Source organism: Chryseolinea lacunae, from assembly GCF_016735595.1.
Lineage (GTDB): Bacteria > Bacteroidota > Bacteroidia > Cytophagales > Cyclobacteriaceae > Chryseolinea > Chryseolinea lacunae.
Window position 1 is genome coordinate 1 of record NZ_JAERRB010000017.1, and the last position, 21347, is coordinate 21347.

Annotated in this window: 20 protein-coding genes; 10 read left to right on the plus strand and 10 right to left on the minus strand. The window is 48.7% G+C overall.

The window, feature by feature from the left end:
- Nucleotides 1-190: 190 nt before the first annotated feature.
- Nucleotides 191-2146, minus strand: a complete 1956-nt coding sequence (locus JI741_RS29910; protein ID WP_202015950.1) for a P-loop NTPase fold protein — start codon at nucleotides 2144-2146, stop codon at nucleotides 191-193.
- A 405-nt stretch (nucleotides 2147-2551) separates the two neighbouring features.
- Here JI741_RS29910 and JI741_RS29915 point away from each other — a divergent pair, with 405 nt between their 5' ends.
- Together JI741_RS29915 and JI741_RS29920 are read left to right on the plus strand one after the other, a co-directional pair.
- Entirely contained in the window at nucleotides 2552-3454 is a 903-nt protein-coding gene (locus tag JI741_RS29915; RefSeq protein ID WP_202015951.1) for an ABC transporter ATP-binding protein, read from the plus strand.
- Between the two features lie 5 nt (nucleotides 3455-3459).
- Nucleotides 3460-4245, plus strand: a complete 786-nt coding sequence (locus tag JI741_RS29920) for an ABC transporter permease (RefSeq protein ID WP_202015952.1) — start codon at nucleotides 3460-3462, stop codon at nucleotides 4243-4245.
- A 64-nt stretch (nucleotides 4246-4309) separates the two neighbouring features.
- Here the strand turns inward: JI741_RS29920 and JI741_RS29925 are convergent, their stop codons facing one another.
- Together JI741_RS29925 and JI741_RS29930 are read right to left on the minus strand one after the other, a co-directional pair.
- A complete protein-coding gene (locus JI741_RS29925) occupies nucleotides 4310-5995 on the minus strand; it encodes an AAA family ATPase (protein WP_202015953.1) in 1686 nt (561 codons plus the stop codon).
- 33 nt (nucleotides 5996-6028) lie between these two features.
- Nucleotides 6029-6223, minus strand: coding sequence for a hypothetical protein (locus JI741_RS29930; protein ID WP_202015954.1), 195 nt, complete (start codon nucleotides 6221-6223; stop codon nucleotides 6029-6031).
- Between the two features lie 319 nt (nucleotides 6224-6542).
- Between JI741_RS29930 and JI741_RS29935 the strand changes: the two genes are divergently transcribed.
- The gene (locus tag JI741_RS29935; RefSeq protein WP_202015956.1) at nucleotides 6543-7394 is read left to right on the plus strand and encodes an oxygenase MpaB family protein; all 852 of its coding nucleotides are present in this window, start codon (nucleotides 6543-6545) and stop codon (nucleotides 7392-7394) included.
- A gap of 79 nt (nucleotides 7395-7473) precedes the next feature.
- Here the strand turns inward: JI741_RS29935 and JI741_RS29940 are convergent, their stop codons facing one another.
- Complete coding sequence (locus JI741_RS29940) at nucleotides 7474-8010, minus strand: hypothetical protein (protein WP_202015958.1); 537 nt, start codon at nucleotides 8008-8010, stop codon at nucleotides 7474-7476.
- Between the two features lie 135 nt (nucleotides 8011-8145).
- The gene (locus JI741_RS29945) at nucleotides 8146-8565 is read right to left on the minus strand and encodes a winged helix-turn-helix transcriptional regulator (protein ID WP_202015959.1); all 420 of its coding nucleotides are present in this window, start codon (nucleotides 8563-8565) and stop codon (nucleotides 8146-8148) included.
- 149 nt (nucleotides 8566-8714) lie between these two features.
- On the opposite strand from JI741_RS29945, the gene JI741_RS29950 reads away from it, so the two are divergent.
- Nucleotides 8715-9581 carry an SDR family oxidoreductase gene (locus JI741_RS29950; protein ID WP_202015962.1) on the plus strand — a complete coding sequence of 289 codons (867 nt, stop codon included), beginning with the start codon at nucleotides 8715-8717 and terminating at the stop codon, nucleotides 9579-9581.
- Nucleotides 9582-9667: 86 nt separating this feature from the next.
- On the opposite strand, the gene JI741_RS29955 is transcribed toward JI741_RS29950, so the two are convergent.
- From JI741_RS29955 to JI741_RS29965, 3 genes are all read right to left on the minus strand, one after another.
- Entirely contained in the window at nucleotides 9668-10717 is a 1050-nt protein-coding gene (locus JI741_RS29955; protein ID WP_202015964.1) for a Kelch repeat-containing protein, read from the minus strand.
- Between the two features lie 59 nt (nucleotides 10718-10776).
- A complete protein-coding gene (locus tag JI741_RS29960; RefSeq protein ID WP_202015966.1) occupies nucleotides 10777-11844 on the minus strand; it encodes a Kelch repeat-containing protein in 1068 nt (355 codons plus the stop codon).
- Nucleotides 11845-12046: 202 nt separating this feature from the next.
- Nucleotides 12047-13102 (minus strand): Kelch repeat-containing protein, encoded by a 1056-nt coding sequence (locus tag JI741_RS29965; protein WP_202015968.1) that lies wholly within the window; start codon nucleotides 13100-13102, stop codon nucleotides 12047-12049.
- A gap of 256 nt (nucleotides 13103-13358) precedes the next feature.
- Here JI741_RS29965 and JI741_RS29970 point away from each other — a divergent pair, with 256 nt between their 5' ends.
- The 4 genes from JI741_RS29970 (at nucleotide 13359) to JI741_RS29985 (ending at nucleotide 18291) form a co-directional block, all read left to right on the plus strand.
- A complete protein-coding gene (locus JI741_RS29970; RefSeq protein WP_202015970.1) occupies nucleotides 13359-14546 on the plus strand; it encodes a sensor histidine kinase in 1188 nt (395 codons plus the stop codon).
- 213 nt (nucleotides 14547-14759) lie between these two features.
- Entirely contained in the window at nucleotides 14760-15650 is an 891-nt protein-coding gene (locus JI741_RS29975; RefSeq protein ID WP_202015972.1) for an NAD(P)H-binding protein, read from the plus strand.
- Between the two features lie 16 nt (nucleotides 15651-15666).
- Nucleotides 15667-16578 carry a helix-turn-helix domain-containing protein gene (locus JI741_RS29980; protein WP_202015973.1) on the plus strand — a complete coding sequence of 304 codons (912 nt, stop codon included), beginning with the start codon at nucleotides 15667-15669 and terminating at the stop codon, nucleotides 16576-16578.
- Between the two features lie 891 nt (nucleotides 16579-17469).
- On the plus strand, nucleotides 17470-18291 hold the full coding sequence (locus tag JI741_RS29985; protein WP_202015976.1) for an alpha/beta fold hydrolase: 822 nt from the start codon (nucleotides 17470-17472) through the stop codon (nucleotides 18289-18291).
- Between the two features lie 95 nt (nucleotides 18292-18386).
- Here JI741_RS29985 and JI741_RS29990 read toward each other — a convergent pair whose 3' ends face one another.
- Both JI741_RS29990 and JI741_RS29995 read right to left on the minus strand, forming a co-directional pair.
- Nucleotides 18387-18593, minus strand: a complete 207-nt coding sequence (locus tag JI741_RS29990; RefSeq protein ID WP_202015978.1) for a helix-turn-helix domain-containing protein — start codon at nucleotides 18591-18593, stop codon at nucleotides 18387-18389.
- Nucleotides 18594-18598: 5 nt separating this feature from the next.
- Entirely contained in the window at nucleotides 18599-19129 is a 531-nt protein-coding gene (locus JI741_RS29995; protein WP_202015980.1) for a DUF2975 domain-containing protein, read from the minus strand.
- 225 nt (nucleotides 19130-19354) lie between these two features.
- On the opposite strand from JI741_RS29995, the gene JI741_RS30000 reads away from it, so the two are divergent.
- Together JI741_RS30000 and JI741_RS30005 are read left to right on the plus strand one after the other, a co-directional pair.
- Nucleotides 19355-20371, plus strand: coding sequence for an SDR family NAD(P)-dependent oxidoreductase (locus JI741_RS30000; RefSeq protein ID WP_202015982.1), 1017 nt, complete (start codon nucleotides 19355-19357; stop codon nucleotides 20369-20371).
- Nucleotides 20372-20455: 84 nt separating this feature from the next.
- Nucleotides 20456-21307: a helix-turn-helix domain-containing protein gene (locus tag JI741_RS30005; protein WP_202015984.1), complete on the plus strand. Its 852-nt coding sequence runs from the start codon at nucleotides 20456-20458 to the stop codon at nucleotides 21305-21307.
- Nucleotides 21308-21347: the final 40 nt, after the last annotated feature.

A 21347-nucleotide genomic window follows, 5' to 3' on the forward strand; every position in this document is an offset into this window, starting at 1 on the left:
AATTTCGTTTTGATTAACTTAGATTCTGTTCTCATTTTTCTGACAGTTTAAAGGGTTTGACTTTAGATAGTTTGCACTTCTAAGTTAACCCAACTGTCAGATTAAGTCGGAACTACTACACGTAAATTCTTTATTCTACTAAACAGACGGTTACTGAGCCAAAAAAAAGACAAGTTCAATTTAATTCACGCTAATACGGCGCCACAACTTCCACAATCTTCAACAGCAGAAGGCACAGTTCCTTAGACAAGGAAAACGACCTGTTTAAAGAAGATATCTCAACAACCCCTTCTTTACTAGCAGCGATCGAATCAATCATATCCAGTAAATCCTGATGAGATTTATTTCCGCTATACTCCACAATTAAATACGGCAATATTGCCTTTTCATTTTGAAAGTAATTCCATTCAAAAAAAATAGCACTATTCCTTTTAATGAACGCATCCTTAAAGGCCTTTGCCAGCAAATAGCGATAGTAAAAAATTCTAATTGATCTTGGTGTGGCCTTTTTATACTTCTCCACAGCCTCACGCAAAAAACTGAGTTCATAGTCCATTATCTCAAAATTCTTATCGGGCAAAAGTGAAGTATAGCTCTCCAAATTAGGAATTCTCCGTTTCTCGCGTTCTTTATTTTCCGATACAACATCCACTACATTTGAAATTGATATATTTTCCTCACGAAAAAAAGTCTGATCTTCAGTAAGATTCTTGAGAACCTCCAATTTATCCTCGCTCGATAATACTCCTAGTTTGAATCCATTAATGAACAATTTATCCATATACTCTCGACATAACCTCTCCAACTCAGCAATCTTCGCCTCTGGTCCAAGATTTAGATCTTTGTCAATCATCTTAAAATATTTGGCATTGATCGCTCTCTTAAGGACAGCTTCATCAATCGCAGCTATAACAATGACTCTCGACGAAATATTTCTATCGTCCATCATTATCTTTAAGGAATCGATTATTTGAATGATACGATCCTCGCCGCATCGATCAACATCATCAACAAACAAAACTATTCTCCTCAAGCCTACATGTTTGTCAGGTATCCACGTCCGCAACAGTATAATTAGCTCCTTTTGAATTTCTGCCTGCATCCCAAGGACACTTGTAAAAGTACTTTCCGCAAAATATGACCTAAATAGATCAATCGCCAAGCCACTATATCTGTAGTAAAAGAATAAACTTGAAAGCAAAGTACTAATTCCTACATAGGATACTATTTTAACAAAACCATCTAACTTGGTCGCAAAAGAAAGAACAAAATACCAGACTATCCCAAATGCAATTTGACAAAGTCCAAAGAGAAATTTCGACATACCTAGTCTAGCAAAATTCAAGACTATCCTATTAACGAACACGAATTCAAAACCGAGAATCCGGCGCGATCGTCGATAAAATGTAGTAACAAAAATTTCATACAAATAAGCCCATGACGCTGGAGTGTCTTGGTACTTCCAAGCATGAAATTCCAAGTGCTCGTATTTTCTATTAGGATCATTCAACAAGTCTGCAACTAAGTGATTCCAGAAAAAAGTTTTCCCTCGTCCCCACCGTCCAAATATCCCAAGTAGCAATCCGCTCTCAGAGGTAAACATACTTTCTATCAATTTAAAAAATATTGCTGACTGAATTTTAACATTAAGTGCTGGTTTAATCGTATCATTTCTAAATTTGAAATTGGTACTCTCCTCAAGCAGAAATAAATTTTCCACTTTACCTCCCAATGAAGTTCCTTCTTGAACTACATCAATTTTGGACTTATCAAATACCGAGGTGTAAGCAGCGACTGGAATTCTAGCAGCTGGCCAATCCACAAAAACATCATACTCATTATTTACATTTCTATAGCCAGCCAAGAAATACACAACCCCTTTCTTATCCAATTTTTTAAACCATTTTTCTGTTTCGTCCGGACTCAATGCATACCCAGCCTTACCGTCATCAAATTCATAGACAACAAACATTGATTCACCAGGCACACCTTCTATAGAGACAGAAAATTTGTTCGACACAAGAATTTGAACGACGTCCTCGATTCTTTCATTTTGCTCAAATATTATGTAGACATACTCATCTTTGAGAACCGACTGCTTTCCTTTATCGAATAGGCTTTGAACAACGCTGGATTTCGATGCCATTGAGTTTAGATTTTCATTGGATTTAAGTAAATTTTTTTATTCCCTTCCTTAGAAAGGGATACTCTAGGTAGGCTTTAACTCCGTCAACAGCTTCGATCAAAGCACCAAGGGACAGGATAGTCGCAACGATCTTTGAAGTCAAAGAGTATAAATAAATGTAAAAGCTTTTATCATACGAGTCAACTGTATTCTCAAGCATTAAAAAAATGCTAACCTGCAATAAAGTCAGCTTTTGACGACAGTGAAAGCCATGGACCAATGGAACTAGACGATAGTCTGTTAACCTAAAACCGTCACCGCTTCACGTCGAGGACATAGAGCCGTACGTCACATTCTCATTAAACCAATCTCCAGCTTCATCTGTAACATTCCCCAACCCACACCGTCTTCCCCAAAACCAGGAAGATGCTCACCCTCGAAACCCAAAACCTCACCCACCGCTTCACCCCTCACGACATCGCCGTGAACAACGTCAACCTTCGCGTCGAGCATGGCAGCATCTATGGATTTCTTGGGCCGAATGGGGCGGGCAAGACCACAACGCTGCGGCTGGTGTTGGGGTTGTTGCGGAAGCAGGAAGGGAGCATCAGGGTGTTTGGCGATTTGTTTGAACAGAGTCGGTTGGAGGTGTTGCGCAATGTGGGGTCGCTCATTGAAAGCCCGTCGCTCTATGGGCATCTTACGGCGCGTGAAAATCTGGTGGTGTTGCAGAAGGTGTATCGGTGTGCTCCCGGGCGTGTGGATGAGGTGTTGGCGTTGGTTGGGTTGCCGCACACGGGGCGCAAGAGGGTGTCGCAGTTTTCGTTGGGCATGAAGCAGCGGCTGGCCATTGCTGTGGCGTTGTTGCCTCAGCCGGCGTTGCTCATTCTGGATGAGCCTACCAATGGACTTGATCCGAATGGCATCATCGAGATCCGGGAGTTGTTGAAGCATCTTAACCAGGAGTGGAACACCACCATTCTCATCTCCAGTCACCTGCTGGCGGAGATTGAGCGGTTGGTCACGCATGTGGGCATCATCAACAAGGGCACCATCATGTTTCAGGGCACGCTCGATGCGTTGCGCAGCAAACAACAACAGTCGCTGCAGGTGGTGCTCGACACCAGCAACCCGGACCTGTCGCAGCAACTGCTGCACCAGCAAAACATTGCCGCCACCCAACACGACGGCAAACTCATTTTGCCCTCGCTTCCCAAAGAACACCTTGCGGCCATCAACCAGCAGCTGGTGCACCACGACATCAAGGTGTTTGAAATCGGCATCGTGAAAAACGATCTTGAATCTATCTTCATCGACCTCGTTAAATAATCTCCATGACACGCTCCTTCTTCAACAGCCTGCAAAGCGAATGGCTCAAAACCAAACGAAGCCTCGCCACGTGGATCGTGCTTGTGGGCGCCTTCTTCACACCGGTCATCATCATTGTGGTGCGCATCATCTATCACGACACGCTTGCTACCTCCTATGCCTCGCCCACCTTCTGGGCCACGTTGTGGCGCAACGCGTGGGAGTCGATCGCCATCTTTCTGTTGCCCATGGGCAGCATTCTCACCACCAGTCTCATTGCACAACTGGAATACAAAAACAACACGTGGAAGCAACTGCACACCTTGCCGCTGTCGCTGGCCACCATCTTCTTTTCGAAGCTGGCCATCATTGTGTTCATGTTGGTGCAGTTCTTTGTGCTGTTCAACGTGGGCATCTACCTGGCGGCGTTGGTGCCCTATCTGGTTGTTGCGGGTGTTCCCTATCCCACGGCGCCCATCCCTTCCGATTTGTTTGTGCGCGAAACGCTGCTCTTCTTTCTCGACACGTTGCCCATTGTGGGGTTGCAATATTTGTTGAGCCTGCACTATAAAAACTTCCTGGTGTCCATTGGCACCGGCGTCATTTTGTGGATTGCTGCGCTGGGGAGTTTGAAGTGGAAGTTTGGGTTTGCGGTGCCCTATACCTATCCGATCTTTAATTATCTGAAGTCACTGCCCGACAACAAGATTGCTGCGCCGCTGGTGAGTGTGCATGTGATGGCCGTGATTTATTTTGTGGTGTTTGTTGGTGTTGGGTTTTGGTTGTTTGTTAGCAAGCGGGAGAAGGGCTAGACAAAAAAGACAAACCATTCTTGATTTGTCCATAACTTTCATACACTATGTTGTGTATGCGCTCCTATAAAATCTCTTGGATGCGATCTTTAAACCAAGCTGTCTTACTCAAGTCGGATTTAGAAACATTTTGTCTTTGCGGCAATTGCGTGCAATAGGTTTTCATGGGCAACGCTTTATAATACGTTTCCAGATCATCGCTGTTCAAATATTCTCCTATCACTACAGTTTGCGTCAAGTTTTCCTGGTGGCCCTTGAATCTATTTTGCAATGCTGTTCCATTAAATTCCGGCTCTCCAAAAAAAGGATAACCAGTTCTCACCAGATTTATGGACAGTGTGATGATGTTTTTCGCATCGTTCTTTGCTTTGGTCAGATCGGCAATGTAAGTCGCCTTGTCGAACGGCAAATGTTTAGCCTGAAAGTATGCATTAAGATTATCCGGATGATACATATAGTTCTCTATGCTGTAGTATCGCAACACTTTCAGGTTAGGATATTGTCGCACAATTTGAGTGATGTCGTCATCGCTTAAAAAATCGCGGTCCACAATTCCCTTATAGGTTGTTGTGCGCACCTTGTGATACACATTGTTCCGATTGTTGTCGGAAACAAATATGGCATTTGCGATGCCCACCGAAGCGTAGTAGTCGCGATCTTTGTTCTCCACAAAGTATATATCCATTTGCCGAAACAATGCAGGCAGAAATTCTTTACCTACTGCAATTTCATAAACATCCGGATTGTCTTTAGGCAATGGCGACAACACGCGAGGCAAATCAAAATCGAAGTCATCAAAGTCAATAATAACGCTATCGGCCGATTGCTTGGCATATTCAATAAAACCCAGGGAATGTGTGGCCGTCCAGAGCTGGCAAGTTGCGGGAATCCAGTTTTCGCTAACCTCCTTTATCAGATTGAATTGGAGTTTTGTATTAAGATGCAAATCTATTTCGTCGAGAAAATAGATCGTATCCTGATATAAGGCAGCCCTCGACAAAAGATTCACCAATAAATTAAAGACTTCCTTTTCGCCTGCGCTTAAGAAGTTGTAGTGTATCTCTGAATCGCCCTTCCGGAAATTTATCTGGGCCACTTTCCCTTCGAGGGGTGGAATAATTTCAATCAATTGCAGCTTTGTGCCGTTTCCTTCGCCAAAAATATTCTTCAAGGCGTTGTTTATAGGCAGGATATACCGGTCGCGTATTTGCTCTTTGGAATTGTTAGACCGAAAGAAATCTTTCAGAATCGTTTCGGTAATCTTTTCAATATCATTTTCAAACCTGTTGTCCTTCTCAATAAATAGTCTTGGCCTGTCGGTGTCATTAGAAAAATCGAACGATGTGCCCAAGGTTGTCCGGGTCAGTCTCGGAACCTGCCTGAAGCTGGTTCGTCCATAAAAAGGATTTCCAGCATTTGTGAATGTTTTTGTAGTAGTCTCGTCGGTGCTCCAAACAACGTCATTCTGGGTTGTTAAAGCTATCTCTATGTTCTTGTTCTTAGCCTTTCTGTAGTATTCCCACCCCTCGGCTATTCCTTGAGATTTACCCAGCGAATTGAACAACTCGAAAGCGTCGAAAATGGATGATTTTCCTGATCCGTTTGAACCAATTAGCAAGACAAGCTTAGCCGCGCCGGGTATGTTATCGATAGTAAGATTTGTGAAGCGCTTAAAATTGTTTAGCGACAGTTTTTTGATTTTCATGCTACAGCAAAAATAGCCAAAAAAAGCTAATTCTTCGCCGGCCACAAGCGGCAACAGGCCATACCGAAAATCATTCCCTTAATCCACCTTTAGCGGTGGCCCCACCACTTTCATGTCGTGCTGGGCAAAAGCGTCTTCAATTTCTTCTTTGGTTGGGGGTGATTGCCATTGGTTGGTGAGGGCGAAGAAGGCTTCCATTTTTCCGGCGGGCAGGTAGCTCACCACCATCTTGCCGCGGTCGGTCAGTTGCACAAAGGCGTGGGGCACGTTCATAGCCCCGCTCCTGGGCCGCGGTGGCCCCGCATACCTCCATCAGGGCTTGACCTTACCCGCACATGCCACTGCCAGACCAAAGGTAATGCCAGGCCCTGATGGAGGCATGCTGGAGAGCGGTGTGCGTGTGAGACATGGGTGTGGCTGTTGCGTTTTGTTTTATCGTTCGCTTTTTTACAATACGTCAACACCTGCGTTCGCTATCTTCATCTCGCTGCTTTTCCCAAAGTCATTCAACATCCCCGGGATCGGTGAGGATTCAGTGTAAGGTTGGATACATCCTGAGGCCAGCAATCGGAGCCCTGTCAACCTCAACATCATGACCGAAACAAAAAAACACCGGTGGATCGACAAAAAGATCAGCACCCTGCATGCCGAGCACGACAACGCGCAGATCGTGGACCTGCTCATGAACTGGCGCGACCGAAATCCGTTTGTTCATCACCTGCTCTACACCATCGGCTTTGCCCGTCAGCTGGCCGACCCGGGCATTGCTGCCGTGATCTATCGCGCCGGTGCGGGGCGCATGATAAAGGCCGGTCCCGAACGCACGGACGAGACGTTGCATTTCTTTGGGCAGTGGTTTCGCTACGGGCCGCATTCCGAAGAAGGCAGGGCGAGCATTGAGAAGCTCAACAACATTCACCGGCACTTCACCATTTCGAACCCGCAGTTTCTCTACACGCTCACCACGCTGTGTGTTTATGGCGATCGTTTCCTTCGCAGCATTGGCTTGTCGTCGAAATCAGAACACGAGAAACAGGCGTTGGCCATTTTCTGGAGAGATGTGGGCGCGCTCATGAAACTTGAAGACGTGCCTCAGGATTGGAATGCCTTTCTCAGCTATTATGATGATTATGAAAAGGCACACTTCAAGCCCTCGGACGCTGGTATGCAGTGCTGCAAGGTGTTGATTGATGATTTTGTGCGGCGGTGGTTTAGCAACGATCCCGAGAAAGGAAGAACCTTTTTGCTGGCACACTTCGACAGCCGTTTGCGAAAAGTATTTCCGTTGAAGTATCCGCATGCGGTCCAATCGTTTTTCTTGCGAAAGAGCACGGGGCTTGTTGCGTTATATAAACGTTTCAAGAAGCCGGATGCAAAAGAACCGCGGTATGTTGAAGATTCTTTCAATCCGCAACGGGCGCAGGGGGCTGGGGCGCCGAGGTGACGCATAGCTTTTAAGGCTAGCCATCACACGAAACATCTTCCCTGCCAAATCTATCTCCCCAGCCTTCTACGCCAAATTCTTATTTCTTAAACTGGTCTATCACAGGTAGCGTCACCTGATTAGTAACCATTACATCAACAATAGATTCCAGAGATTCAAAACTCATTCCATTCTTAGTCACCTTGCCATACATTTCAACTGTACACATTTCAAACATTAAATCCACAACCTGACGGGTATCTTCATTTACCGAACCATAGAGTTTCTTAAGATCATCGAACTGCTCACGCGTGAAATACGGGTAGTCCTCGCTACTATACACATCGTCCATGACAGCCCAAGGACTAGCGAAGTCATACAGCCATGTATCAACATATTGAATACTCGTGAACCGCCACAATTCATAAAACAAGAAATTCCAGTCCAGCGCTTCATAGCCAAGCTTCTTTATTAAGGCACGAAAGCAGCAAATTGAAAACGCCATCCTTCCCCGAATGGAGATTTCATGGAAGGGAACTAAGTCTACACCGGCAACTACCAATCGTTGTCGCAGTTCCTTGTGTGGATCAAGTTTCCTCTTAAAAACTGATAGAATGCTATTTATTAGTTTCTTCACAAAGTTCGCTTATACGACCTCGAGCTAATTCAAGATCCGCTAATCACAAACACAGCATAGCCAACAACAATCGCTAAAATGTTTTTCAGAATCTTCATCTCTCAAGGGTTGGTGTGATGTTACTAAAAAGATGTGCTAAGCTTTTGCAAACTTCTTCCGGGCCGTGTTGATTTCGGTTTCGTGTTTCACGGCCCAGTCGCCGAGGCTCATCATCACGTCGAGCAGGCTTTTGCCGAGTGGGGTGAGGTCGTATTCTACGCGTGGGGGAATTTCGGGAAACACCTTGCGGGTCACCAATCCGTTTTCTTCGAGCGAGCGAAGGGTCACAGTGAGCATGCGCTGCGAAATGCCGGCCACTCTGCCCTTCAGTTCGTTGAAACGTGTTTTGCCGGAATAGCCAAGGTTCAGGATCACCATCATGGCCCACTTGCTGCCAATGTGTTCCAGAAAGCCCTGCACGGGGCAAACGCCGTTCGATTTCCGGGTTTCTTTGAGAATGGTTTCGATCTTTTTTTGCCGTGCAACCGGCTGATTGTCAACAATAGTTATGCTCATGATACTGACTTCTGGTTTTGTGCCTTCTTGTTTCCGCTACAGTTACCCGATAGCTTTGAGTTATTAAAAGTAACCAATTGCCCGCAAAAGTCGGCAATGGTTCACGGGTCGCGAAACTATTTTCACAAAACATTTAAATCACTGCACACATGATCTTGATCACCGGCGCCACCGGACACTTCGGAAAGGCCACCATCGACTTCCTCCTGCAAAAAGGAGTTGACAAAAAAAACATCGTCGCCCTGGTGCGCGACACGGCCAAAGCCAGCGCGCTCCCCGGCATTGCCACACGCGTGGGCGACTTCAACGACAAGGCATCGCTCAGCGCCGCCTTCAAAGGTGTTGACACCCTTCTTTTTGTTTCGTCGGGCACCCTGGTCGATCGCGTGCAGCAACACAAAAACGTGGTTGACGCGGCCAAAGAAAATCATGTGAAGCATATTGTTTACACCAGCGCCCTGAAGGCAGCGTCGGCTATGAAATTCACACCGGGCATCGATCACTATGAAACCGAAGAATTTCTGAAAACATCGGGCATTGCCTACACCGTGCTGCGCAACACGTTTTATGCCGAGGTGCTGCCCATGCTGCTGGGCGATGCCTTGACGAGCGGCGATTTGTATTATCCTGCAGGCAACGCCACCGTCAACCTGGCTTCGCGTACCGACATGGCCGAGGCTGCTGCTGTGGTGTTGCAAAATCCTGCGGCGCATGTCAACACGATCTATGAGATCACGGCGGCCAGGTCGATCTCGTTTGCAGAGCTTGCTGCCTTGCTGAGTGCAGCTGTGGGCAAAACCATCACCTACCACTCCATCACCCTCGACGCCATGAAAGACGGTCTCGTCAAAGCTGGCGTTCCCGAAATTTATGTGCCCATGATGCTGGGCGTGGCCGACGCCATTGGCAGCAACGAGTTTTCGTATGCCGACAATTCCCTGGAAAAACTAATCGGAAGAACACCGACAGCGTTGAAAGATTTGCTCCCCGGAATTTTGAAACAGAAGGGCGAGTAGTATTCCCTCTGCCATAATTATCAAACGAAAAAAAGCCTGACAGGCATCACACCTGTCAGGCTAACATTCACCCTAAACCATAGACATCACGGTGTTGCCACCAGGGTTGTGTTGCCATAGCGCCAGAATGCTCCCAGGCATCCGCGTATGAAATAGCCGTTGTTGCCCAGTGCAAAGGCGCGCATGTTTTGCTGGCCCGTCTGTGCCGAAGGGCAGTTTGGTTTCGATGCCCATGTGTTGTTGGCAGGATTATATTCCCAGAAGTCGTTGAGGTATGTGCCCGCTGCACTTCTGCCCCAGCCCACATAGGCTTTGCTGTTGATCACAAAGCCTTCGCCATCGGTTCTTTTTGTTCCCGGAAAATCGGCGCGCACGGCGGCAATGGTTGCACCGGGAGTCAACGAATACCAGTCGTTTTTATATTGCTTCACAAACTGGCCATTGAGCAGTGATCCGTTGTAGCCAAGACCGTAGTATACTTTGTCGTCTACCACATGCACAACGCCATAGGCGCGTGCACCGCCGGGCAGGCCGCCTTTGTCGGTCCACTGGTTGGTGGCGAAGTCGTATTCCCAATATTGATTGCTCACAAGGTTTCCTTTTTGGCCGCCAATGATGTAGGCCTTTTCTCCGGCCACAAAAAAGTTGGAGCCTTGGGTGAGTGTTCCCGGAAATTCGGCAATCTGTCCGCTAGTGCCCGTGGCCACGTCATGCCAATAGATGATGCGACCGTCGCCATAGACGTCGCCGCGAAAGCCCACATAGTAGCGTGTGCCTTTCGAGAACAGAAAACGGTAGCCACCATAGAAAGGATTCCAGATAACATCGAGATCCTGCAGTTCCCATCGCAGCGTTTGTTTATTGAGCTTGTATGGAAATTCAGCCAACGTGCCCACAAACCAATAGACACTTCCGTTCACCTGAATAAATTGTTTGTCGGCCGTGACATCATTCACAGCATAGGATGCCGGCTCGGGCAAAGGCAAAGAGGTCCACGCATAGGCACCGGGCAAGCCGATGCCCGACGCCACCACATCGCCCGTCTTGGTGAGGTTGCTGACCGTGGGCGTGAGTTGAACAGGATCGCTGCACGCATAGAGCAGGCAGCTAAGCAAAAGGATGGCAAGTTTTTTCATGGCGAGGTTTTTTATTTATCAGAAAGCGCTGTGTTTTTTGTAATGCGATTTGATACGCATCATTGCGCCACGGCCAATGTGGTGGAGTTGCTATAGGTCCAGAACGAGCCAAAGCATCCGCGGATGAAATAGCCGGTCTCGCCAATGGCAAAGGCGCGCATGTTGCGTGGTCCCGACTGCGCCGAAGGACAATTTGGTTTCGATGTCCACGTGTTGTTGGCTGGATTAAACTCCCAGAAGTCATTGAGGTTTGTGCCTCCCGCACTTTTGCCCCAGCCTATATAGACTTTGCTGTTGATCACAAAGCCTTCGCCGTTGGTGCGTTTTGTTCCCGGAAAATCGGCGCGCGTGGCGGCAATGGTTGCACCGGGCGTCAGCAAATACCAGTCGTTTTTATATTGCTTCACCAGCTGACCATTCAGGATCGATGCGTTGTAACCAAGACCATAATACACCTTGCCGTCGATCACATGGGCCACGCCATAGGCACGTGCCCCGCCGGGCAGGCCGCCTTTGTTGGTCCACTGATTGGTGGCGAAATCATATTCCCAATATTGATTGCTCACCAGAAGGCCCCTCTGCCCACCGATGACATACGCTTTTTCTCCCGCTGCAAAAACGTTGTGTCCCTCGGTGATGGTGCCCGGAAAATCTGCCAGACGTCCCGACTCCCTTGTTTTAACATCGTACCAATAGATGGCGCGCTCTTCGTTTGGTGCAATTTCTTCATAGTCATGAAAGCCGACATAGAAGCGCGAGCCTTTCGAGAACAGATATTGATAGCCGCCGTGAAATGCGTTCCATAGGTTTTCTTCGTTTGGCAGGAGTTTCCACTCTGTGGGCGCAGCTTTGTTGAGCCGGTATTGATATTCCCACACCGAGCCGATGAACCAGTAGGCATTTCCATTGGCAAAGAGGAAGCCCTTGTTGGCTGTGGGGTCGTTGATGGGATAGTGGGCCGGGTCGGGTAACTGCACTTCTTTCCACTCATATTGACCAAGGCCAAGACCAAGCGTGGCTGCACCTTCGGTTTTGGAAAGTCCATTGGTTGTTGTTGACGTTAGTTGAACGGGGTCGCTGCATGCCCATAGCATGCAAGCAAACACAAGGGTCGTAATTTTTTTCATGATTGAGGGTTTTTTAGAATGTTGTTGCGATCACGACGGCACATGTTTTCGCGTCGCGATTGGCTGTGTGAAGATCATACATTGCTACACAGCGGGGTATCGCATATTGATGTGAGGGCGTGACCAATATTCAGTGATCGCTGAATTAAAAAAACCTTCCGGGTATCGCTCCCGGAAGGTTTCACTTCATGCCGGTTGTTCATCACTGCACGACCACGAGCGAATTACTGTAGCGCCAGAATTCGCCCATGCATCCCCGAATAAAATATCCGTTGTCGCCAATAGCAAAGGCGCGCATGTTGCCGGGACCCGATTGTGCCGACGGGCAATTCGGTTTTGATGTCCACGTGTTGTTTTTGGGGTTGAACTCCCAGAAGTCGTTGAGATAGGTGCCACTGCTGCTCTTGCCCCAGCCAACATACACTTTGCTTTTGAGGACAAAGCCTTCGCCGTCGGTGCGTTTTGTTCCCGGAAAATCGGCGCGCGTGGCAGCGATTGTACTGCCGGGAGTGAGCGAATACCAATCGTTTTTATACTGTTTCACAAACTGACCGTTCAGCAGCGATCCGTTGTAGCCAAGGCCATAATATACTTTGTCGTCGATCACATAGGCTACGCCATAGGCGCGTGCACCGCCGGGCAAACCGCCTTTGTTGGTCCACTGGTTGGTGGCAAAATTATATTCCCAGTATTGATTGCTCACCAGGTTTCCTTTTCTTCCACCAATCACATACAGTTTGTCGCCCGCAGCAAAAACGTTGTAGCCGTCGGTGAGTGTTCCCGGAAAATCCGGGAGATGGCCCACTTCACCGGTGACCATATCGTGCCAATAGATCACGCGCTCGTCGTCATAGGTCTCGCCTCCTTCCGGGCGAAAGCCCACAAAGTAGCGCGAGCCTTTTGAGCAAAGAAAATGATAGCCACCAAAAAATGGATTCGACAGTTCTTCATCGCCTTGCAGCAGCTCCCACTCCTGCGTGCGTGTGTTGAGTTTGTATTGATATTCGAGAACCGAACCAACAAACCAGTAGGCACTGCCATTCGCAAAGATAAATTCCTTCCTGTCGGTGGGATCATTCACGGGATAGTAGGCCGGATCGGGCAATGTTTTGCGTGTCCACTCATAGGGACTGAGCGGGCCAAGGCCGAGCGTGACCGCATCGGTGGTTGAGGCGACGCCCGTGGCCGTGGGCGTGAGTTGAGGGTCGCTGCATGCCCACAAAAGGCAACAGCACACAAGCGTTGAGAGTTTTTTCATGGCGAGGGTTCTTTAGGTTTTTGATTTTTTTTCACGCCGCAGCGTGTGATGCCGGCGTGAAAGGATGGGTGAAGATCTGGTATTGCTGCATGCGCGGGTATCGCATATTGATGTGAGGCACCGACGGCGATTGAAAAAAGTGACGTGCGCGATTCACAGATCATCAAATTCATCGGTGGCCGGTGCATCCGGGTCTGGCATACAATTTGGCAATGACCGGCCGGAGGACGGCGATCCTGTTCTTCACGTACAAAAAATGTCCACTACCACGCCTAAATTCAAAATACTCCTGGTCGACGACCGCGAAGAAAATTTACTCGCCCTGGAGTCTATCCTGCTCAACGACGACTACGCCCTTGTGAAGGCAAGTTCCGGAAAAGAAGCACTCTCCGTTTTGCTCAACGACGTTGACTTTCACCTGATTCTGCTCGATGTGCTGATGCCCGTGATGAATGGATTTGAAACCGCGGAGCTGATCTATCACCGCGACCGGCTCATCAACATCCCCATCATCTTCCTCACCGCCCTCGACATTGAAGGCAACATCTATAAAGGGTATCAGGCCGGTGCCATCGACTATATCAGCAAACCCATTATTCCCGAATTGCTGAAAGCCAAAGTGAAAGCGTTTGTGGAGCTCAGCGAAAAAAACAGGCAACTGCTCCGGCATGAAAAAGAACTGCGGGCCGCCAACGAAAAACTGGAACGCGAGATCAGCGAACGCAAACTGTCGGAAGCCAAAGTGAAATCGCTGAACGAAACCCTTCAGGCACGCCTTGAACAGGTTGAATTTCTGGACTCGTTTAATGCTTCCATTTCGCACGACCTCATCGGACCGCTAAACAGCATCATAGCGCTCACCAGCTTTTTGCAGACCATGCCCCTGGGCCAGGAGCCGATGGAGATCATAAACCTCATCATGAGCTCGTCGGACCGGATGACCAAGCTGATCAAAGACCTCCTGCATTTTTCGAGACAGGCACACGAAGACGTGTCGCGCACCGAATTCAACATGAACGAGCTGATTAAAGAAGTTGTGCATGTGGTTTCCCTCACCATGCCCCTCGACCGAACCGAGCTCATCATTCACGATATGCCCACCGTGATGGGCGACAACAGCATGCTGCGGCAGGTGTGGATCAACCTGATTTCGAACGCCGTGAAATATTCCCAGAAAAAGGAAAACCCCAAGGTAGAGATCGGTGCCCGCGAGGAACAAGGCAAGTTTGTGTATTTCATAAAAGACAACGGCGCCGGCTTCGACATGAAAAACTACGACAAACTGTTTGGCATCTTCCAGCGCCTGCACAGCGAAAAGGAGTTTAACGGAACGGGCATCGGCCTGGCCATTGTGAAGCGAATTGTTGACAAACACAATGGTAAAATCTGGGCCGAATCGAATCCCGGCCTCGGCTCCAATTTCTACTTCACACTCGATGCCTGACCGCAAACAACTGTTGGCCGGCACGTCAGTTACCACGCTTGGGTCACTGTGCTATTGCCTATAATAATCCACAGTACAGTGGAAAATTCTACACACTTTTGCCATTGTCCGGCCCCCGGCTGATTCTGCTGTTTTTTGGCTACAACAACAGTGGATCTGGCTACAGCTGTTTCTTTGTTGCTGCGGAGCTTTGCATCAACAAAAAACAGAACAATGAAAATTACAGTAACAGGTTCCCTGGGACACATCAGTCTCCCCCTAACCCAAACCCTCGTGCAACAAGGACACGCGGTGACGGTGATCAGCAGCAACCCCGAAAAACAAAAAGACATCGAAGCCCTGGGCGCCACGGCCGCCATCGGCTCGTTGGAAGACATTGATTTTCTTACGGCCGCCTTCACCGGCGCCGACGCGGTGTATACCATGATCCCGCCCAAAAACTACTTCGACCACAGTCTCGACCTCGTGGCCTTCTACAACCAGGTTGCCCGCAACTATGCACAGGCCATCAAAGAGTCGGGCGTGACACGCGTTGTTCACCTCAGCAGCATTGGCGCGCATCTCGACAAAGGCACGGGACTTATACTTGGTCACCACGGTGTGGAGCGCATCCTCGACACACTGTCGGACGTGGCCATCACCTTCATGCGGCCCACGGCGTTCTTCTACAACTTGTTCGCTTTTCTGAAGCCGATAAAAAACACGGGCACCATGGCGGCAAACTATGGCGCGGACGACACCGTGTCGTGGGTTTCGCCCCTCGACATCGCCGTCGAGGTGGCCGACGAAATAGCAACTCCGCTTGTGGGACGGAAAGTGCGCTATGTAGCGAGCGATGAACTTACGTGCAACGAAGTAGCCCGCATTTTGGGAGAAGCCATTGGAAAGCCCGACCTGAAGTGGACGGTCATCTCCGACGAACAAATGCTGAGCGGCTTCCACGCCATAGGCATGGGACCAAAAATTGCCGCCGACTTTGTGGCCCTCAACGCCAGCATGCACCGCGGCGAATTGTTCAACGACTATAACCTGAACCGCCCTGTGCTCGGTCGCGTGAAGCTCACGGACTTTGCCAAGGAATTCGCCGCCGCCTTCAATCAATAATCGCTAACTTTGCAACATGGCAAACGCCCCGCTTCACCGGATCAAAACCATTAGCGAATATCACGCCCTCATGGGCCTGCCCAAGCCGGAGCATCCGCTGATCAGTTTGATCAACCTGGAAACCGTGATGCACAAGGAGTCGATAAGCTTTGTGTTTGAATTCTATTCCATCGCGTTGAAGCGGAACCTGAACACGCTCATCAAGTATGGTCAGCAACAATACGATTTCGATGATGGCATTATGTTCTTTATTTCGCCCGGCCAGCTGTTTAGCATCGAGGTGAACAAGACTATGGAAAACAAACGGTCGGGATGGATGATACTGATCCATCCCGATTTTTTCTGGAACACGCCACTGGCTCAGAAGATAAAACAATACGAATACTTCAGCTATTCCGTGAACGAAGCGCTGCACCTTTCCGAAAAAGAAGAAGCCACACTCATGGGCATGATGCGCAGCATAGACCAGGAGTATCGCTCAAACATTGACCGCTTCAGCCAGGATGTGATCATTGCGCAGCTCGACCTGCTGCTCACCTACTCCGAACGCTACTATCACCGCCAGTTCATCACCCGCAAAATCACAAACCACCAAATCCTGAATCGCCTCGAAGAAATTCTCACCACCTACTTCAACAGCGACGCGCTGGCCACCAAAGGATTGCCCACCGTTCAATACGTTGCCGACACCCTGAACGTATCGCCAGGCTACCTGAGCAGCATGCTCAAAACACTGACGGGCCAAAGCACCCAGCAACACATTCACGACAAGCTGATCGAAAAAGCCAAAGAAAAACTCTCCATCACCGAACTGTCGGTAAGCGAAATTGCCTACGCGCTGGGTTTTGAACACCCCCAATCGTTCAGCAAACTCTTCAAAAACAAAATGAAGGTGACCCCGCTGGAATACCGGCAGTCGTTTAACTAAGGAGTGTATAATGGTTGTTTGTTACTAGCCGGTCCAAAACCGACAAGTGTAAAATGACACGGAGATTCCTAACCGACAAGTGAAAATTTGACGTGGATAATCATCGGTTTCCACGCGACGATTTGAAATCAACCATGTATTTCAATTGCGCCACGCTCGCGTCCCTCGATGCACACACGGTCCTGGCGCACACGGCGCATCTCCCGAGGCAACGTGCACTTCGAGGTGCCAATGTAACTCAGTAGATCGATGTGGCTTGTGCTGTGGCACCAATACGGGAGATGCCATTTTCAATCGTCGGGTGGAACCCGACGATTGTCATGGGTCGACTACTGTTGTGGATTGTCTTGGTCCGTGATGTCCGTGACCGGTGAATATGTGTCATTTGTTGACATGTCAGGAGTCTTTGATACTTAAGTCATGTCGACAGGTAGTGCAAGGCCGCGATCACACCCCAGCCCTGCTCAACGGAACAACGCGTTAAAACAACGTCAAACGCAATGTTCAAATTATTGTGTACGATGTACAATTTGCAGATTGTATTCTACCGTCACGCGTCTGAAACTTTTCGGATTCATCCCGCACAAACATCACGTCGTCGTCTATCTCTCGTTCTTCTCAAATTATTTTTCTTACGCAAACGTTAACGCATCGTTAATCCATAAAAAGCACAACAAAAACGTTATCTACGTCAGAACATTTGTACTACATTTGATCGCGCATCTTTCAAGCGCGTCGCATCGCCAAAGCTCTTTCGCTTTCGCGGTTCACTACAAACTTTTGATAACCCGAATGCCAGTCATAGTGTTATAGAGTATCCTCAAACCCTACGGAAAGGATGCTGTGTAGCAGATCGTTTTTTTAACAACTAACCATTAACCAAACAACAACATGAGCAAGATTACCACAAAAGACGGAACCGAAATCTATTACAAGGATTGGGGCACCGGACAACCCATTGTGTTTCACCACGGCTGGCCCCTGTCGGGCGATGATTGGGATGCACAGATGATGTTCTTCCTGAACAAAGGCTTTCGCGTTATTGCACACGACCGTCGCGGACACGGCCGTTCGAGCCAGACTGCCCAAGGAAACGACATGGACACCTACGCAGCCGATGTGGCTGAACTCGCCACGGCACTCGATTTGAAAAACGCCATCCACGTGGGGCACTCCACCGGCGGCGGCGAAGTGATTCGCTATGTTGCGAAATACGGACAAGGCCGCGTGGCAAAGGCTGTGCTGGTTAGCGCCGTCACGCCCCTTATGGTTCAAACAAAAGACAATCCCGACGGCATCCCCTTGTCGGTGTTCGATGGCATTCGCGAAGGCACGGCCACACAACGCCCCCAGTTCTTCCAGGATTTCACCATGGCGTTCTATGGTTTTAATCGCGAAGGCGCAAAAATATCGCAAGGCATTCGCGACAACTGGTGGCGCCAGGGAATGATGGGCGGAATAAAGGCTCACTACGATTGCATCAAGGCATTCTCTGAAACCGACTTCACCGAAGACCTCAAGAGTGTGCAAGTGCCGGTGCTGGTTATGCACGGCGAAGACGATCAAATAGTTCCGTTCGCACTCACGGCCCTGAAGGCAGTGAAGCTGTTGAAAAACGGTTCGCTCATTTCATATCCCGGCTTCCCTCACGGCATGCCTACCACCGAAGCTGCCAAAATAAACGCCGACCTGTTGGCGTTCATCAAAGCGTAGGTAACGAAGCAGAAGATCAAAATCCGATCTATAAAACAAAAGCTGTCAGCATTTTTATGTTGACAGCTTTTTTTATGTGCTTCGGTGTGCCGTCGCTATTCATCTTTATATTCAAGCAAATCGCCCGGCTGGCAATCGAGTGCTTTGCAGACGGCTTCCAGGGTGCTGAAGCGGATGGCTTTGGCTTTGCCGGTTTTGAGGATCGACAGGTTGGCGAGGGTGAGGTCCACTTTTTCGGACAGCTCGTTCAACGACATCTTCCGCCGGGCCATCATCACATCAAGGTTCACGATAATGGGCATACGGGTTATATGGTTAGGTCGTTTTCGGATTGAATCTCCACCCCGCGCTTGAACACCTGTGAGATCACAAACACGAGCGCCGCCATAAACAGAAAATCTCCTGAGGGAACGCCGTGATAATCATCGCCCGTTGTTTTCGAAAGCCAATGTGCCTGCGCGCCACTGAGCATGGCCACAATCCACGCACTCAACAAAAGGTGACTTATCCGCTCCAGCATCTGCGCCACGTCGGTGGTGAAGGGATTGACCATGTTGATCTTCGACAAGATCCGGATCACATAATACCACACATAGGCTTTCATCACCGCCAGCGCAATGAGAAAGGAAACCGACATGGTGTTATACCAGAGACTCATGTTCCGGTCGCTGTTCAGGTTGAATCCCTTATATAAATTCTTCGCGCCGTCGGGGTTTATACAGCTTATCACATAGGAGAGCAAAAGGGCTCCCGCTTCCACTAAAAAGCCGACGAAGGCGATCCAGGCCAGCACATAGAGGGCCGTTAAGATGTGTTCTGTTCTACTTTTTGTTTTCATAGTATTATTCGCTTTTTGATAAATATGTATCAAATAACAATGTTTATTTATTGATAAACAATAAACAAATGAAATACTTTTTGAAGCGCCTTTTCTGTGGTTAAATCCCAATCGACGTAACATAGTCTTTTGAAAACGGCCTTATAAACAAAGTAAATCGGTCTTTAAAACAAAGTCGAAAAGTTGTGACCCCGCTACTTTTGACTCAACAAAACCAAACACAAAATGGAACTCATCAAACAAAACACAACACAGAAATCCATCGCATCAGGATTTCATACATCGTCCACCACCACCGACGTGATTAACGGCATAGACCTCACCGGCAAGATCGCGATTGTTACCGGCGGCTATGCGGGCATTGGATTGGAAACCACCAAGACGCTGACTTCGGCTGGAGCCACGGTGATTGTGCCGGCCCGCAACACCGCGAAGGCCATGAAAAATCTCGCCGGCATCCGAAACGTGGAAGTAGAAGTTCTGGACCTGATGAACCCAAAATCTATCGATGCTTTTGCCAAAACATTCCTGGCATCACAACGTCCGTTGTATCTGCTCATCAACAACGCGGGCATCATGTGGGTGCCGCTCACACGCGACGCGCGCGGCTATGAATCACAACTTGCCACCAACCACCTGGGCCATTTTCAACTGACGGCACGGCTGTGGCCCGCGTTGAAAAAAGCCAACGGCGCACGGGTTGTCAATGTCTCTTCCTTCGGCCACCAGATGGCTCCATTCAATTTCGACGATCCTAATTTTCTTCACCGCGACTATGAAACACTGCAAGGCTATGGTCAATCGAAAACCGCCAACAATCTCTTCACGGTAGAACTTGACAACCGCGGAAAAGAAGTGAACATCAGGTCTTTCGCTGTGCACCCCGGTTCTGTAAATGGCACGGACCTCGGACGTGTTGCGCCCATGGAACTGTTTCAGCAAATGGGCACACACGATGCCAACGGAAATATTTTTGAAAGCGTGGCCGCCACACTAAAGACCATTCCCCAGGGTGCGGCAACATCGGTGTGGTGTGCCACCAGTCCAGACCTCAACGACATGGGCGGTGTATACTGCGAAAATTGCGACGTGGCCGATGTGGACAACGGAAGCATCGAACACAAATATGACGACCCCGCCAGCCTTCGCGGCGTGCGCCCCTACTCGATCGATGCAGAGAGCGCAGCCAAACTCTGGACACTAAGCGAAGAGATGACGGGCGTGTTGTTCCCTGCTGTTTAAGAACGAGAAATGCCGGTTAACAAATCAACCCACCGGCTAGCATTGGGTTGATTTGATTTTCTGTAATTTTATCATTCCAAAACAATGGAACACAAAACACTCTACATAAGTCCCGACATCAAGCTTTCGCAGTATGAAGCCAGCCTGTTCAAAACAGAAGTGGTCTTTGAACATCACATGCTGGTGTGGTTCATGCAGGGCGAAGCGAAAATTGTGCAGACCGACGCCACCTATAGTTTTGGTGCAGGCGACATCTTCCTGATTCCACGCAACCAACTGGCCACGATCATCATCAACTCAAAAAATGGCAACGCCCACAAGTCGGTGGTGATGCACTTAACAACAGAAAGGTTAAAGGCGTACTACGCACGTCATGGTGCAGTTGCAGAAAATAAGGCAAAGGTGCAGAGCAGCAAACTGCAACACGTGCGCAGCTTCAGCCACCATCCTTTGCTGGAAAGTTGTCTCGCGTCGCTCATCCCCTATTTCGATCTGAAGGATTTGCCGGACAACATCGCGACGTTGAAAATTGAAGAGGCCATCACCATTCTGCGAACCATCGACAGCGCGATGGACGGCTTGCTGGCCAACTTCGCGGACCCGGGCAAGATCAACCTGGCCGAATTCATGGAGAAGAACTATATGTTTAACATGTCCATGGAAAAATTCGGCTACATGACCGGCCGAAGCCTCACCACCTTCAAGCGGGACTTCAAAAAAATATTCGACACCACGCCCCAGAAATGGCTCACACAAAAACGTTTGGAGCTGGCCCACTATCAACTGGCCAACAGCCGCAAACCGGTTGACGTGTTTGTGGAAGCTGGCTTCGAAAACCTTTCGCATTTCTCGTATGCCTTCAAAAAACATTTCGGTTACACACCCACCGACCTTACGGAGAACGGCAAGACCAGTCACCACACTTCCGGCAACTGACAATCAAGAATGTTATAGAGGCTGCGGCCTGTAGTACTGT